The sequence below is a fragment of the Citrobacter sp. Ce129 genome, assembly GCF_030334545.1.
Classification (GTDB): Bacteria; Pseudomonadota; Gammaproteobacteria; order Enterobacterales; family Enterobacteriaceae; genus Citrobacter; species Citrobacter europaeus.
The window spans coordinates 123551-139226 of sequence record NZ_JAOWDS010000058.1 but is presented as its reverse complement, the minus strand read 5'-3'; the positions used below and the strand labels follow the sequence as shown (position 1 = coordinate 139226).

At 53.5% G+C, this 15676-nt stretch carries 12 protein-coding genes and 1 riboswitch; of the genes, 4 read left to right on the top strand and 8 right to left on the bottom strand.

Going from position 1 to position 15676, the window contains the following annotated elements; all coding sequences use genetic code 11:
• Positions 1–101 precede the first annotated feature (101 nt).
• Entirely contained in the window at positions 102–953 is an 852-nt protein-coding gene (gene murI, locus OGV77_RS09615; protein WP_043018954.1) for a glutamate racemase, read from the bottom strand.
• Entirely contained in the window at positions 898–2736 is a 1839-nt protein-coding gene (gene btuB / locus OGV77_RS09610) for a TonB-dependent vitamin B12 receptor BtuB (RefSeq protein WP_043018953.1), read from the bottom strand. The genes murI and btuB overlap by 56 nt, the downstream gene beginning before the upstream one ends.
• 65 nt (positions 2737–2801) lie before the next feature.
• Positions 2802–2988: riboswitch (cobalamin riboswitch) on the bottom strand.
• Positions 2989–3103: 115 nt separating this feature from the next.
• Here btuB and trmA point away from each other — a divergent pair.
• A complete protein-coding gene (gene trmA / locus OGV77_RS09605; RefSeq protein ID WP_043018952.1) occupies positions 3104–4204 on the top strand; it encodes a tRNA (uridine(54)-C5)-methyltransferase TrmA in 1101 nt (366 codons plus the stop codon).
• A gap of 48 nt (positions 4205–4252) precedes the next feature.
• Here the strand turns inward: trmA and OGV77_RS09600 are convergent, their stop codons facing one another.
• Positions 4253–4612: a YijD family membrane protein gene (locus OGV77_RS09600; protein ID WP_003825114.1), complete on the bottom strand. Its 360-nt coding sequence runs from the start codon at positions 4610–4612 to the stop codon at positions 4253–4255.
• Between the two features lie 15 nt (positions 4613–4627).
• Entirely contained in the window at positions 4628–5263 is a 636-nt protein-coding gene (fabR, locus tag OGV77_RS09595; protein ID WP_003028862.1) for an HTH-type transcriptional repressor FabR, read from the bottom strand.
• A 191-nt stretch (positions 5264–5454) separates the two neighbouring features.
• Between fabR and sthA the strand changes: the two genes are divergently transcribed.
• Positions 5455–6855 carry a Si-specific NAD(P)(+) transhydrogenase gene (gene sthA / locus OGV77_RS09590; protein WP_087050692.1) on the top strand — a complete coding sequence of 467 codons (1401 nt, stop codon included), beginning with the start codon at positions 5455–5457 and terminating at the stop codon, positions 6853–6855.
• Here sthA and oxyR read toward each other — a convergent pair.
• The 4 genes from oxyR to argC form a co-directional block, all read right to left on the bottom strand.
• Entirely contained in the window at positions 6838–7755 is a 918-nt protein-coding gene (gene oxyR / locus OGV77_RS09585) for a DNA-binding transcriptional regulator OxyR (RefSeq protein WP_043018950.1), read from the bottom strand. The two genes, sthA and oxyR, sit on opposite strands and share 18 nt — an antisense overlap.
• A 298-nt stretch (positions 7756–8053) precedes the next feature.
• Positions 8054–9427 carry an argininosuccinate lyase gene (argH, locus tag OGV77_RS09580; protein ID WP_080625878.1) on the bottom strand — a complete coding sequence of 458 codons (1374 nt, stop codon included), beginning with the start codon at positions 9425–9427 and terminating at the stop codon, positions 8054–8056.
• A 107-nt stretch (positions 9428–9534) separates the two neighbouring features.
• The gene (argB, locus tag OGV77_RS09575; RefSeq protein ID WP_043018948.1) at positions 9535–10308 is read right to left on the bottom strand and encodes an acetylglutamate kinase; all 774 of its coding nucleotides are present in this window, start codon (positions 10306–10308) and stop codon (positions 9535–9537) included.
• 10 nt (positions 10309–10318) lie between these two features.
• Entirely contained in the window at positions 10319–11323 is a 1005-nt protein-coding gene (argC, locus tag OGV77_RS09570) for an N-acetyl-gamma-glutamyl-phosphate reductase (RefSeq protein WP_043018947.1), read from the bottom strand.
• A gap of 155 nt (positions 11324–11478) precedes the next feature.
• Here argC and argE point away from each other — a divergent pair, with 155 nt between their 5' ends.
• Positions 11479–12630: an acetylornithine deacetylase gene (gene argE, locus OGV77_RS09565; RefSeq protein ID WP_043018946.1), complete on the top strand. Its 1152-nt coding sequence runs from the start codon at positions 11479–11481 to the stop codon at positions 12628–12630.
• 277 nt (positions 12631–12907) lie between these two features.
• Positions 12908–15559 (top strand): phosphoenolpyruvate carboxylase, encoded by a 2652-nt coding sequence (gene ppc / locus OGV77_RS09560; RefSeq protein ID WP_075145385.1) that lies wholly within the window; start codon positions 12908–12910, stop codon positions 15557–15559.
• The last annotated feature ends 117 nt before the right edge of the window (positions 15560–15676 follow it).

Here is a 15676-nt window from a genome sequence, read left to right as displayed (position 1 = left end):
TTGTTCCGTGTCAGTGGAGGCGCATTATAGGGAGTTATTTCAGGCTGACAAGGGGAAATTTAAAATAATCTTCCGAGTGCCTACTTTTCCACCAAAACGACCTAAACCGCCAGTTTTTCGAGCGACTTAAAGCCATAACGCTGCAGTACGGGTAATAATTGTTCGGCTTCTGTGGTCATTGCCATACAGAATGCGACATTCTCGTCAGTTGATTTTGCGTCTGGCGCCTCATGTTCTAATAACCAGGCCGTGCGACGCGCAATTGCGGCACCAGAATCCACCAACCGCGTTCCCTCGGGCAGTACCTGTAAAAGTTCTTCCTGTAATAGAGGGAAATGGGTGCAGCCGAGCACTACCGTGTCAGGTGGTTCCGTCATCCTCAGCCAAGGGCGCAGGATGCGGCGCAGTTCTTCCAGAGAAACTGTTTCACCGTGTAGCTTCGCTTCAGCCAGTTCCACCAGCTCGGCGGAACCCAACATCGCTATCTGACATTCGTTAGCAAATCGCGCAATCAACTCGTGAGTATACGAACGCTTCACCGTTGCACGTGTAGCCAGCAGCCCCACTACGCCATTCGCCGTGAGTCGCGCCGCCGGTTTAATCGCAGGCACCACGCCCACAACCGGGAAGGCAAATTTCTCACGTAACGCAGGAAGCGACACCGTGCTTGCTGTATTACACGCGATGACAGCAAGAGAGAGGGGATAGCGCTGCTGGACCGCAGTCACAATCTCAACAACACGTTCGACGATAAACTCCTCGCTCTTCTCTCCATAAGGAAAGGCGACATTGTCGAAAGCGTAGATATAGTGGAGATCCGGCAGAAGACGCCGGATCTCGTCATAGACCGACAACCCACCGACACCGGAATCAAACACCAGCACGGTGGGACGTGGATCAGAAGGTGTAGCTGCCAGACAAGGTGTATTCCCGTCCTGCAGTTGCGTAGCCATAAACTGTCTCGTAATCTTTATCGAACAGGTTGGCGATTTTACCACGAACTGTCAGCTGTGAGGTGATTGGATATGACACGGCAAGATCCCACAGGCTAACCCCACCCATTTTTACCGGCTGGTAGGTTACGTAGTCCGTGTCATAACGCGTTCCCAGGTAGTGATACGTCAGGCCCCAGTCAAAATCATAGACCTGCCAGTCAAGCTGGTACTTCACCTGCTGTTTAGAACGGCGCGCAAGCGGCTTGTCCGTAATCGCATTGCGCGAATCGACATAATCGTAGCTCAGCGTATGTGCCAGCGGACCGGTATCAAAGTTTGCGGTCGCTTCCACACCTTTAATGCGTACTTTGCCTTCGTTAAAGTATTTTTCGGTATGCGGGTCGTAATCGATCATGTCATCAATATCGTTGCGATACCCTGAAACTCGCCAGTTCACGCCCGCCGTTAAGCCTTCAAACGCCCCTTCCCATTGCTTACTTTGCTCAGGATCCAGGTTCGAATTGCCGTAATAACCATGCAGTTGTCCAAGATTAGGCGCTTTGTAAGATGTACCGTAGGACGCAATAAAGCGATAGCCCTCAATAAACTCCCATCCGGCGCTGGTTTGCCATGTGCCATGACGTCCAAACTCGGAGTTGTCATCGCTACGCGCCGCGCCTTCAAAGGTAAAGTCGCCCAGTTGCTGCAACCCGGTCAGATAGAGCCCCGTATTACGCTGATCGTAACCGTCCGTAACATACCCGGTGCCTGGCGTTGTGGTTTGTTTTTGCCAGTCGACGCCTGCGCCTACGTTACCGTGCCCCAGCACCATACTGTTGGACCACTGAACATTATATTGCTTCATATCATCCAGTGTGGCCGAGGAGTCATAGCGGCCATAATCCGGATCATAGTTGTAGTCTTTGCTATGGCTATAGCTCGAAACCAGCTGCGACTGGATAAGCTCACCATTAAAACGTAGTCCGGCATCCCAGCTTTGGCTGTAGAGTTTTCGGGTATCGAGGAGCGGCGAGCCAGGGGAGTAATATGCGTCGTAATTCGTGCGGTTATCATAACCATAGCCACGAACAAACCCGCTCCATGTATCGGAAAAGTTGTGTTCCAGCGCGCCATACAGCGTCTTACTTAAAAAACCGTCTTTATCGGGCTGAGCCTGAGAGCCGGTGCTGCCGTATGCTACAACATCAAAGCCTTTGGTATAGGCATAATCACCCATCAGCGTGACGCGCGTATTTTCGCCGAGCTGCTGTTGGGTTGAGACATCGTAATTCTGATACCCATTGCTCCCCACACCGGCCGTAAGTTCTGTCCCCGGCTTTTCGCGCGTGGTAATGATATTCACCACGCCGCCAATCGCATCAGAACCATAAACCGCCGAACGCGGCCCACGAATGTATTCGATACGTTGTACTAGCGAGACAGGGAACTGGCTGAGATCGGCAGATCCGCTCACACCCGCTAAGTTCAGACGCACACCGTCAATCAGCACCAGTACATGGCTGGAATTGGTTCCACGAATAAAAATTGAGGAGTTTTGTCCCATGCCGCCGCTTTGCGCGATATCGACGCCGGGCAGGCGACGAAGCACATCATTCACGGAGGTGGATTGCCAGCGATCGATATCCTGACGCGTAACAACGGTGATAGGAGCAAGTACTGCGCTACGAGGCTGCTGAAAACGGTTGGCAGTGACGACAAGAGTATCTGGGCTAGTGTCCTGCGCCCAACCAGAAAATGCCGTGACGGACAGTGCCGTGCACAGCAGCGATTTTTTAATCATTGTAAAGCATCCACAATATAAGAAGGATGCCGCAGGTCCCACCGATAGTACGCGATGATGAAAGCCAGATGCGACGTTAGCCGGCAGGTCTTCGGGCTTGGAGGCAACTTAAAGAGATGATGACTTCCCACGGCAAGCCGCAGTGTCTGCACCAGGTGCGCTCATCTCCTACCTTCCTTACCGCTGCGCGTCAGCTCCAGATTCACACTGGATTCCCTTTTAACTCACAGGACCGGAAAACGGATGCTACAGTTTGTTACAACCCACTGTCCAGACTGCGTATCACAATATCGAAAATCATCAATGACTGGACATCTGTTGAGCAATCCCTACAATCCCCGCGTACTTTTATTTTTCAGGACGCATCATGACCCCCGAACACCTTCCGACAGAACAGTACGACGCCCAGTTAGCTGAAAAAGTAGTGCGTCTGCAGAGCTTAATGACGCCATTTTATGCACAGGCTCCGGAAGTGTTTCGCTCACCGGTCAGCCACTACCGTATGCGCGCGGAATTTCGTCTGTGGCATGACGGGGATGACCTGTACCACATCATGTTCGACAGCCAGACCAAAAACCGTATTCGTGTCGACAGCTTCCCGGCGGCCAGCGAGCTTATCAACACGCTGATGACGGCAATGATCGAAGGGGTACGCAATAACCGCGTCCTGCGCCACAAACTGTTCCAGATTGATTACCTCACAACCCTGAGCGATCAGGCGGTGGTATCGATGCTGTACCATAAAAAGCTGGATGATGAATGGCGTCAGGAAGCCGAAGCGCTGCGGGATGCGCTGCGGGCGCAAAACCTGAACGTGCATCTGATTGGCCGGGCAACTAAAACCAAAATCGAACTGGACCAGGACTACATTGACGAACGCTTGCCGGTTGCGGGTAAAGAGATTATCTATCGTCAGGTTGAGAACAGCTTCACCCAGCCGAATGCCGCCATGAATATTCAGATGCTGGAATGGGCGATTGATGTCACCAGGGGGTCAAAAGGCGATCTGCTTGAGCTGTACTGCGGCAATGGCAATTTCTCTCTCGCCCTCGCACAAAACTTCAACCGCGTACTGGCCACTGAAATCGCCAAGCCATCTGTGGCTGCTGCACAGTACAACATTGCGGCGAACCATATTGATAATGTACAAATTATCCGCATGGCGGCCGAGGAGTTTACTCAGGCGATGAACGGGGTGCGCGAGTTCAACCGTTTGCAGGGGATCGATCTGAAGAGTTACCAGTGTGAAACCATTTTCGTTGATCCACCGCGCAGCGGTCTGGACAGCGAAACGGAGAAAATGGTGCAGGCGTATCCGCGAATTCTGTACATCTCCTGCAACCCGGAGACATTGTGTAAGAACCTGGAAACGTTAAGCCAGACCCACAATGTTTCACGTCTGGCTCTGTTCGATCAGTTCCCGTACACGCACCATATGGAGTGCGGTGTATTACTGACCGCAAAGTAAGTGATGTGCTGGCCGGGGGCGTTTCGCTTGCCCGGCCTACAACTATTACTACTCCGCTATTTCCTGTTTACGGTTACGCACCTTAAAGCCAATCCAGAACACCAGAATCACCGACAGTACCGCTGGGAAGAAGTTAGAACCAATATCCGGATATTCAGCGCGAACTACGGTGCTGTACAACAAAACGCCGAGAATAAAACAGGCGGCGGCCAGGCCCGGTAGCCCCACAGGCATGGTGCGATTCTGATAGCGTTGATGCAGACAATAAACCGTCAGCACCAGCGAAATAATCGGGAATACTGAGAATGGCACAATGGAGCTAAACAGCGCCGCAAATGTACCATTAATCGATAAGCCAGCAACCAGCGCCAGCAGCAGCGTACCTTTATCTTGACCTGACTGTTTCATTGCTCGTCCTTCTCGTTACTCGGAGTGGTGCGTCATCTTCTCTTGTTCACGGCGGTACCAATAAAATGCGCCTTTGGCGATCATCCGCAGTTGCAATACCAGCCGCTCTTCCAGCTGTCGACGCTGTTCGGCGCCAACATCCAGTGCTTCTGCCCCGGCGCTGAACACAATCGTTACCATGGCTTCGGCTTGCGCTTCAGTAAACGCACGAGGCATATGGTTTTCGAGTTCCAGATAGTCCGCAAGTTCCGCAATGAAGTGCTGAATTTCACGAGCCACTGCGGCACGAAACGCCGCGGAGGTACCAGACCGCTCGCGCAATAATAAACGGAAGGCGTTGGGATTGTTGCCGATGAACTCCATAAATGTTGAGACCGAGGTGCGGATCACACTCCCGCCCTTCGCGATACGCTGACGCGCCTGGCGCATCAACTGACGCAGCATCAGACCGCTCTCGTCCACCATCGTCAGGCCGAGTTCATCCACATCGCGGAAGTGGCGATAAAACGAGGTTGGCGCTATGCCCGCTTCACGAGCGACTTCGCGTAAACTGAGACTGGCAAAACTACGCTCAGCGCTGAGTTGACTAAATGCGGCTTCTACCAGCGAACGCCGGGTTTTTTCTTTTTGTTGCGCTCTAACGCCCATCACGATGTCTGAATCCTTCCACATACCTTGCTGGCACTATACCAGAGATTAGGCGGTTGGCATGGCTTTGTGAACGATTGTTTACGCGCAGTTTGTGCTTCGGGTTCGCAAAAAAGCACAACGATAATTGGGTTATCTCGCCAACGATGTTACTATTCTGTTGCTTTTATGTATAAGAACAGGTAAGCCTGACCATGTCACATTCCTACGATTACGATGCAATAGTAATAGGTTCCGGTCCCGGCGGCGAAGGCGCTGCAATGGGGCTGGTTAAGCAAGGAGCGCGCGTCGCGGTGATTGAGCGCTATCATAACGTCGGTGGAGGCTGTACCCACTGGGGCACCATCCCGTCGAAAGCTCTCCGCCACGCCGTCAGCCGTATTATTGAATTCAATCAGAACCCACTTTACAGCGACCACTCCCGACTCCTTCGTTCTTCTTTCGCCGATATTCTCAACCACGCTGATAACGTTATTAATCAGCAAACGCGTATGCGGCAAGGCTTTTACGAGCGTAACCACTGCGAAATTTTGCAGGGAAATGCCCGTTTTATTGATGAACACACGATCGCCCTGGAATGCCACGACGGCACGGTGGAAACGCTGACCGCGGATAAGTTCGTTATCGCTTGCGGCTCACGCCCATATCACCCAGTTGACGTCGACTTCTCGCATCCCCGGGTGTATGACAGCGACTCTATCCTAAGTCTGCACCATGAACCCCGCCACGTTTTGATTTATGGCGCGGGGGTAATTGGCTGCGAATATGCGTCGATCTTCCGCGGAATGGACGTCAAAGTTGATTTAATCAACACCCGCGATCGTCTGCTGGCGTTCCTCGATCAAGAGATGTCCGACTCGCTCTCTTACCACTTCTGGAACAGCGGTGTGGTTATTCGCCACAACGAAGAATACGAGAAGATTGAAGGTTGCGATGACGGCGTCATCATGCACCTGAAATCTGGCAAGAAACTGAAGGCTGACTGCCTGCTGTACGCCAATGGTCGTACCGGTAATACCGATTCGCTGGCGCTGGAAAATATTGGTCTGAAAACCGACAGCCGCGGACAGCTGAAGGTCAACAGCATGTACCAGACGGCGCTGCCGCACGTGTATGCCGTAGGGGATGTGATCGGCTATCCGAGTCTGGCATCGGCGGCCTACGATCAGGGACGCATTGCCGCCCAGGCATTGGTAAAAGGCGAGGCAACCGCGCATCTGATTGAAGATATCCCGACCGGGATTTATACCATTCCGGAAATCAGCTCCGTCGGTAAAACCGAACAGCAGCTCACGGCAATGAAAGTTCCCTACGAGGTTGGCCGAGCCCAGTTTAAACATCTGGCACGTGCGCAAATCGTGGGTATGAGTGTCGGGACGCTGAAGATCCTGTTCCATCGCGAAACCAAAGAGATTTTGGGGATCCACTGCTTTGGGGAACGCGCGGCCGAAATTATTCACATCGGTCAGGCGATAATGGAGCAAAAAGGTGGTGGTAACACCATCGAATACTTCGTTAACACCACCTTTAACTACCCAACCATGGCAGAAGCCTATCGGGTAGCGGCGCTAAATGGCTTAAACCGCCTTTTTTAACGCACTGTCGAAATGGCCATCCATTGACCCACGGATGGCCTCTGCCAGCTGTTCATAACGGCTGCGCAGCGGCGAGCCTGGACGATACACCAGACCAATCGTGCGACGCGGTTCAGGCTTGATGCAGGGCAGATAGACAACGCCATCACGTTTACGCTCCGGCGGCACGGCCAGCGCAGGCAGTAAGGTAATACCGCTGCCTGCCGCCACCATGTTGCGCAGCGTTTCCAGGCTGGTTGCCCGGAAATGAGTATCCTCATCAGCGCCCGCTTCAAAGCAGAAGCCCATCGCCTGATCGCGCAGACAGTGACCATCCTCCAGCATCAGCAATTTCTCACCCGCCAGATCGGACATCGGCACACAGTCGCGGTTTGCCCATGGGTGATCTTCATAGATCGCCAGCAACATAGGCTCATCAAATAATGGTACTTCGATGAACGCCTCACTCTCTTTCACCAGCGCCAGGATGACGCAGTCGAGCTTACCGCTATCAAGTTGCGCCAACAGCTGATGCGTCTGCGCCTCATGAAGATACATTTCCAGTTTTGGAAAGGTCTGGTGCAACATAGGGATAATATGCGGCAGCAGGTATGGCCCCACCGTTGGGATCAAACCAATATGCAGCGGGCCAGACATTGTCTCACCCTGTTGGCTTGCCATCTCCTTGAGCACTTTGACCTCGCGCAGCACGGTGCGCGCCTGATCCACCAGCAGTAGACCTGCCTGAGTGAACAGCACCTTGCGACTCGTACGCTCCAGCAGCATGACACCAAGCTCATCTTCCAGCTTGCGGATCTGTCCGCTCAGCGTTGGCTGGCTAACGTGACAGGAGTCTGCCGCACGTCGGAAGTGACGATGTTCGGCTAGCGCCACCAGGTATTCAAGATCACGAATATTCATTATTCATCCTCCATCGCCACGATAGTTCGTAGCGATAGGTAGCATAGCAACGAACGATTATCCCTATCAAGCTTTCTGTTTAATAATGCACCACAGAAACGGAACGGTACCCCTTTAACCCTTGAAGCTACTGTCCGTTTTGAGAGTTTCTCTCATACTCGAAATAACTAAAGCCAACGTGAACTTTTGCGGACCTTGAGTCCGCATTTTTTTTGCATAAAAAAGCCCGGCGTAATGCCAGGCTCTGATAACTGTTTGCCTGATGGCGCTACGCATATCAGGCTTACAAAGACAAAGGTTACGCCAGACGCGCCTTCGCGTAGTCGATCGCTTGCGCAACCTGCTGCGGCGACACGCCACCTTTCGCCGCACGTTTATCCAGGCAAGATTGCAACGAGAGGATCGGGTAAACGTCATCGCCAATCACCTGGCTAAACTTTTGTAAGTCGGCAAGCGACAGCGCTTCCAGCGGTTTGCCCTGACGAATTGCCTCGACCACCGTTTCCCCCACGATATGATGCGCTTCGCGGAACGGAACACCTTTCGCCACCAGATAATCCGCCAGCTCAGTGGCGTTAGCATAGCCTTGCTGCGCCGCTTCCTGACAACGCGGACGTTTCACCTGAATGCCATCCAGCACCAGCACGGCCATATGCAGGCAGTCCAGCCAGGTGTCGAGCGCGTCAAACAGCCCTTCCTTGTCTTCCTGCATATCTTTGTTGTACGCCAGCGGGAGACCTTTTAAGGTCATCATCATGCCGGTCAGCGCACCCTGTACGCGACCGCATTTGCCACGGATTAACTCCAGCGCATCCGGGTTTTTCTTCTGCGGCATCAGAGATGACCCCGAAGTCACACGGTCGGACAGTTCGACAAAGCCCGCTTCGCCGGTATTAAAGAAAATCAGATCTTCAGCAAAACGCGACAGATGCACCATACCGATAGAGGCATCGGAGAGTAACTCCAGCACGTGGTCACGGTCAGAAACGCTGTCCAGACTGTTACGCGTCGCCGAGGCAAAGCCCAACCAACCGGCCAACTGCTCGCGATCGATTTCATACGCCGTACCCGCCAGCGCGCCGCAGCCTAACGGACTTACGTCCAGGCGCTTGAGCGCATCCTGCAGACGGCTCTCGTCACGCGCAAGCATTTCGACATAGGCCAGACACCAGTGGGCAAACGTCACCGGCTGCGCGCGTTGCAGGTGGGTGTAACCCGGCATAACGGCGTCCTGGTTATTCTCTGCCGTCACCACCAGCGCACTTTGCAACTGACGGTTAGCCGACAGTAATTCAATAACCGTGTCTTTACACCACAGTTTAAGATCGGTCGCGACCTGGTCATTACGGCTACGACCGGTATGCAGTTTTTTACCTAGCTGGCCGACTTTATCAATCAGCTTACCTTCCACCCAGCTGTGAATATCTTCGGCATCGCTTTGAAGGATTTGCTGCGGATCCAGGCGCACTTCTTCCAGCAGGTTATTCAGCGCCTCTTCCAGTTGCAGTTGTTCATCGGCAGTCAGTACACCGACCGTTACCAACGCTTTGGACCAGGCCACAGAGCCGATAATATCCTGTTCAGCCAGGCGGTAGTCAAAACGTAACGAGTCGTTGAACTGTTTGAACCGCTGATCTGCTGCCTGTGTAAAACGCCCACCCCAAAGTGCCATAACGAATTTCCTTAATATGATATTTTTGCCCGGTGGCGCTGCGCTTACCGGGCCTACAAAACCCATCCAGGCCGGATAAGGCGAAGCTGCCATCCGGCCATTAATAGTTAAGCCAGAATACGCGTACCGATCGGCGTACCGTTAAACAGCGCCGGCAGTTGCTCGGCATGGCGCCAGGAGGCGATATCCACCGGTCGGCCCAGCGTACGCGCGGCATCCAGCGCCGCATTGACCTTCACGATCATGCCATCGGTAATAATTCCCTGGTCAATCAACTGCTCCGCTTTCGCGGCGGTCATTTCGGCAATACGCTGTCCTTTACCATCCAGAATGCCGCTTACGTCAGAGAGCAGGATCAGATCCGCCCCCAGCGTAGCCGCCAGCGCCGTTGCCGCCTGATCGGCATTAACGTTCATCAGCAGTCCGTCTTCCGTAACGCCAATGGAGCTTACTACCGGTAAAAAACCGTTTTCCAGCAGCGTGTTAATCAGCTTAGGCGAACCCGGCTGCGCCAGTCCAACATGACCGAGCTCTTTATCGAGCGGCGTCACTTTTACGCTGTCGCCATCGCCAAGAAACAGACCCACGGACGCAATCTGATGCTTTTTCGCCCAGGCCAGTAAGGTTTTATTCGCTGTTCCCGCCAGGGCTCCGGTAATAATATCAATTTGATCGGCAGGCGTGACGCGCAGACCATTTTTCTTTTTCACCGGCAGATTCAGCTGTTTCATCAGCTCGTCGACCACGCAGCCGCCGCCGTGCACAATGACCAGCGGACGCTGGTGCGACTCACGATAATTCACCAGTGCGGTAAACAGACGCTCCAGCGCCTCTTCGCTATCCAGTAAAACGCCGCCCAGCTTGATAATTAATGGATTCATTGTTGCACCCTTAAATAAGAGACTGCGTTTGGGCAAAGCCAAAACGAATATTTGCGCACTGCATCGCCTGTGCCGCCGCGCCTTTCAATAAGTTGTCTTCCGTCGCCACCACGATCAGGTGCTCACCTTGCACGGCAAACCCAATATCACAGAATGGTAAGCCAACCACATTCTTCAGCGCCGGAACGCCGTTGTCATATAAACGCACCAGTGGCTTATCACCATACGCCTGCTGCAACGTCTGGGCCACCTGCGCATGGGTTACGCCCGCTTGCAAACGGCAGGTAATGGTTTCCAGAATTCCGCGTGGGAAGTTGCCCAGATGCGGAGTGAAGATCACCTCCGCGCCAAGATGAGTGGCGATTTCCGGCTGATGACGATGGGTAAACACGCCATACGGCTGCAGGCTCACCTCACAAAAACTGTTAGAGATAGCCGCTTTACGGCCCGCACCGCTCACGCCGCTGGTGGCGTTAATCACCGGCCACTGGCTGAGATCCAGCAGCCCGGCATCAATCAGTGGTTTCAACGACAGCTGCGCCGCGGTCGGATAACAACCCGGCACGGCAATCAGATTAGCTTCTTTCAGTTGGTCTTCGTTCCATTCCGCCAACCCGTAAACTGCCTGCTCCAGCAGGTCGGGATGCTGATGGGTAAAGCCATAATATTTTTCATAAAACGCGCCGTCGTTTACACGAAATGCGCCTGAGAGGTCAAACACGACGCAACCGGCCTGCAAAAACTGCGGGGCCAGGTCATGACTCACCTCATGAGCCGTTGCGAGGAACACAACATCCACCCCTGGGCTAAACTCGCTGATATCTGACATCGGCTGCAACGGTAAATCGACAATACCTTTCAACTGCGGATGCAAATCGGAGATTAATTTTCCTGCATCATTGCTTTGCGCTGAGACGGTCAAAGCGGTTATGTTCATATCAGGATGGCGATTTACATAGGTCACAAGCTCTGCGCCGGCATAGCCACTGGCGCCCACAATCAGCGTATTCAACATCGGGGCTGCTCACCTTCTTAGATTCTGTTGCCAGGTATAAGCCTTTATCACCTCACCTTACACTTGGTGGGTTTTATTACGCTTAACGTTAATGTATTTTTATTCACAAATACTGCATGAATATTGATACTATCATGACCCGAGGTGTGTCAACAATGAAAAACAATTTACCGCCATTTATCGAGATTTACCGCGCTCTGATTGCCACGCCATCGATAAGCGCTACCGAAGAAGCGCTCGATCAAAGCAATGCAGGTTTAATCACTCTGTTGGCGGGCTGGTTTAAAGATTTAGGCTTCAATGTGGAGGTCCAGCCGGTTCCCGACACGCGAAATAAATTCAATATGCTGGCGAGCATTGGACAAGGCGCTGGCGGTCTGCTGTTGGCGGGCCATACCGATACCGTCCCCTTTGACGACGGACGCTGGACGCGCGATCCGTTCACCCTGACCGAGCATGACAATAAGCTCTACGGTCTGGGTACGGCAGATATGAAGGGCTTCTTCGCGTTTATCCTCGACGCATTGCGTGATGTCGACGTCACGAAGCTGAAAAAGCCCCTGTACATTCTGGCCACTGCCGACGAAGAGACCAGCATGGCGGGAGCACGTTATTTCTCTGAAACCACCGCTCTGCGCCCGGACTGCGCGATCATTGGCGAACCCACTTCCCTGCAACCGGTCCGCGCGCACAAGGGTCATATTTCTAATGCGATTCGCATTTTGGGACAATCGGGTCACTCAAGCGATCCCGCGCGTGGCGTTAATGCGATTGAACTAATGCATGATGCCATCGGCCATATCATGACTCTGCGCGATGACCTGAAAGAGCGCTATCACCATGACGCCTTTACCGTCCCGTACCCGACGCTGAATTTGGGTCACATCCACGGTGGCGACGCCGCCAACCGAATCTGCGCCTGCTGCGAACTGCATATGGATATTCGCCCATTGCCCGGCATGACGCTCAACGATCTCAATGGCTTACTTAACGATGCGCTGGCCCCTGTCAGCGAGCGCTGGCCGGGTCGCCTGACGGTCTCGGAACTGCATCCGCCAATTCCGGGCTATGAATGCCCGCCGGATCATCAACTGGTACAAGTGGTTGAGAAGCTACTGGGAGCGCAAACGGAAGTGGTGAACTACTGCACCGAAGCGCCGTTTATCCAGACGCTTTGCCCAACGCTGGTGTTGGGCCCAGGTTCTATTAATCAGGCACATCAGCCGGATGAGTATCTGGAAACTCGTTTTATTAAGCCGACGCGGGAGTTAATTACCCAGGTCGTACATCACTTCTGCTGGCATTAACCGCAAATCACCTCGTTAACCCTTTAGTGGTAATCGAGGTGAATTATTAACATTTCCATAAGCAAAGCTTATTTGATTCGATGTGAATTAAATAACGTAAATTCCCGCCATTTTTTCGTTTGCTGAACCGATTTCGCAGCAATTGACGTCACGAGTTTTACGTGGCTTTATAAAAGACGGCGAACAAACAAAGTCCGAGAGATTTCGTGGCGCAGCCAACGCCGCTGAGGCGCGAAAGATACAGGACGCATAAATTAAAGATGGGGTGTCTGGGTTAATGAACGAACAATATTCCGCGTTGCGTAGTAATGTCAGTATGCTCGGCAAAGTGCTGGGAGAAACCATCAAGGATGCGTTGGGAGAGAACATTCTCGACCGCGTAGAAACAATCCGTAAGCTGTCCAAATCATCCCGCGCTGGCAATGAAGTCAATCGCCAGGAGCTGCTTACTACGCTGCAAAACCTGTCTAACGACGAGCTGCTGCCGGTTGCCCGCGCGTTTAGCCAGTTTCTGAACCTGGCCAACACCGCCGAGCAGCACCATAGCATTTCGCCAAAAGGCGAAGCAGCCAGCAACCCGGAAGTGATTGCCCGCACGCTGCGTAAACTGAAAGAGCAGCCCAACCTCGATGAAGCCACCATCAAAAAAGCCGTGGAATCTCTCTCCCTGGAGCTGGTTCTTACCGCCCATCCGACCGAGATCACCCGCCGTACGCTGATCCATAAAATGGGTGAAGTGAACGCCTGCCTCAAACAGCTTGATAACAAAGATCTCGTCGATTATGAACGCCATCAACTGATGCGCCGTCTGCGCCAGTTGATTGCCCAGTCCTGGCATACGGATGAGATCCGCAAGATACGCCCAAGCCCGGTTGATGAAGCCAAATGGGGCTTCGCCGTGGTCGAAAACAGCCTGTGGGAAGGCGTACCAAACTATCTGCGCGAGCTGAACGAACAGTTGGAAGAGCATCTGGGCTATAAGCTGCCGGTTGATTTTGTCCCGGTTCGCTTTACCTCCTGGATGGGCGGTGACCGCGATGGCAACCCGAACGTAACGGCGGATATCACCCGTCACGTGCTGCTGCTCAGCCGCTGGAAAGCCACCGACCTGTTTCTGAAAGACATCCAGTTTCTGATTTCTGAACTGTCGATGGTGGATGCCACGCCGGAACTGCTGGCGCTGGTGGGCGAAGAAGGCGCAGCAGAACCTTACCGCTATCTGATGAAAACCCTGCGTTCTCGTCTGATGGCAACCCAGGCCTGGCTGGAAGCCCGTCTTAAAGGCGAGAAATTGCCGAAACCGGCGGGACTTCTCACCCAAAACGAACAGCTCTGGGACCCGCTGTATGCGTGCTACCAGTCTCTGCAGGCCTGTGGCATGGGCATTATCGCCAATGGCGAATTGCTCGATACCCTACGCCGCGTGAAATGTTTCGGCGTACCGCTGGTACGTATTGATATTCGTCAGGAAAGCACCCGTCACACTGAAGCCCTTGGCGAACTGACCCGTTATCTGGGCATTGGCGACTACGAAAACTGGTCGGAAGCGGATAAACAGGCTTTCCTGATCCGCGAGCTGAACTCCAAGCGTCCGCTGCTCCCGCGTAACTGGGAACCGAGCAACGACACCCGCGAAGTGCTCGACACCTGTCAGGTCATTGCCGAAGCCCCGTATGGCTCCATTGCCGCCTATGTTATCTCCATGGCGAAAACGCCATCGGATGTGCTGGCCGTGCACCTGCTGCTGAAAGAAGCCGGTATCGGTTTTGCTATGCCGGTTGCCCCGTTATTTGAAACGCTGGATGACCTCAATAACGCCGATGACGTCATGTCCCAACTGCTGAATATTGACTGGTATCGTGGCTTTATTCAGGGCAAGCAGATGGTCATGATCGGCTACTCTGACTCCGCAAAGGACGCGGGCGTGATGGCGGCCTCCTGGGCGCAATATCAGGCACAGGACGCGCTGATCAAAACCTGCGAAAAAGCCGGTATCGAACTGACGCTGTTCCATGGTCGTGGCGGTTCCATTGGTCGCGGCGGCGCGCCTGCGCATGCGGCGCTGCTCTCTCAACCACCAGGCAGCCTGAAAGGCGGTCTGCGCGTGACAGAACAAGGGGAGATGATCCGCTTTAAGTACGGCCTGCCGGAAGTGACCATCAGCAGCCTGTCGCTGTATACCGGAGCAATTCTGGAGGCCAACCTGTTACCACCGCCAGAGCCGAAGGATAACTGGCGTCATATCATGGATGAGCTTTCCGATATTTCCTGCGAGCTCTATCGCGGATATGTGCGTGAAAACAAAGACTTCGTTCCTTACTTCCGTTCCGCGACGCCGGAGCAGGAACTGGGTAAACTGCCGCTCGGTTCACGTCCGGCAAAACGCCGTCCAACCGGCGGGGTAGAGTCTCTGCGCGCTATTCCGTGGATCTTCGCCTGGACGCAGAACCGCCTGATGCTCCCGGCCTGGCTGGGCGCAGGTACCGCGCTGCAAAAAGTGGTTGAAGACGGCAAGCAAAGCGAACTCGAAGCCATGTGCCGCGACTGGCCATTCTTCTCCACGCGTCTTGGCATGCTGGAAATGGTTTTCGCCAAAGCAGACCTGTGGCTGGCAGAGTACTACGATCAACGCCTGGTCAAAAAAGAGCTGTGGCCACTGGGTAAAGAGCTGCGTCAGCGCCTGGAAGCCGATATCGATGTCGTACTGGCAATTGCCAATGACTCACATTTGATGGCCGACCTGCCGTGGATTGCCGAGTCAATTCAGTTAAGAAATATTTATACTGACCCGCTGAACGTCTTACAGGCAGAGCTGTTACACCGCTCACGCCAGGCGGAAGAGCAAGGCAATGCACCGGACCCGCGCGTTGAACAAGCGTTGATGGTGACTATCGCTGGTGTCGCAGCCGGCATGCGTAATACAGGCTAACGTCCCCTCCCGTCGCCTTCGTGCTATTGTATGAAGGCGACGGCAAAAACTGCTGTCATAACCGCTTCTTTTTCAATATATTCCCGCCTGAATATATTCACTATACGAATGTATCAA

Bases quoted from the DNA above. Each gene is read 5' to 3' on its own strand.
- murI (WP_043018954.1), bottom strand. From the start codon at position 953: ATGGCTACGCAACTGCAGGACGGGAATACACCTTGTCTGGCAGCTACA.
- btuB (WP_043018953.1), bottom strand. From the start codon at position 2,736: ATGATTAAAAAATCGCTGCTGTGCACGGCACTGTCCGTCACGGCATTT.
- trmA (WP_043018952.1), top strand. From the start codon at position 3,104: ATGACCCCCGAACACCTTCCGACAGAACAGTACGACGCCCAGTTAGCT.
- OGV77_RS09600 (WP_003825114.1), bottom strand. From the start codon at position 4,612: ATGAAACAGTCAGGTCAAGATAAAGGTACGCTGCTGCTGGCGCTGGTT.
- sthA (WP_087050692.1), top strand. From the start codon at position 5,455: ATGTCACATTCCTACGATTACGATGCAATAGTAATAGGTTCCGGTCCC.
- oxyR (WP_043018950.1), bottom strand. From the start codon at position 7,755: ATGAATATTCGTGATCTTGAATACCTGGTGGCGCTAGCCGAACATCGT.
- argH (WP_080625878.1), bottom strand. From the start codon at position 9,427: ATGGCACTTTGGGGTGGGCGTTTTACACAGGCAGCAGATCAGCGGTTC.
- argB (WP_043018948.1), bottom strand. From the start codon at position 10,308: ATGAATCCATTAATTATCAAGCTGGGCGGCGTTTTACTGGATAGCGAA.
- argC (WP_043018947.1), bottom strand. From the start codon at position 11,323: ATGTTGAATACGCTGATTGTGGGCGCCAGTGGCTATGCCGGCGCAGAG.
- argE (WP_043018946.1), top strand. From the start codon at position 11,479: ATGAAAAACAATTTACCGCCATTTATCGAGATTTACCGCGCTCTGATT.
- ppc (WP_075145385.1), top strand. From the start codon at position 12,908: ATGAACGAACAATATTCCGCGTTGCGTAGTAATGTCAGTATGCTCGGC.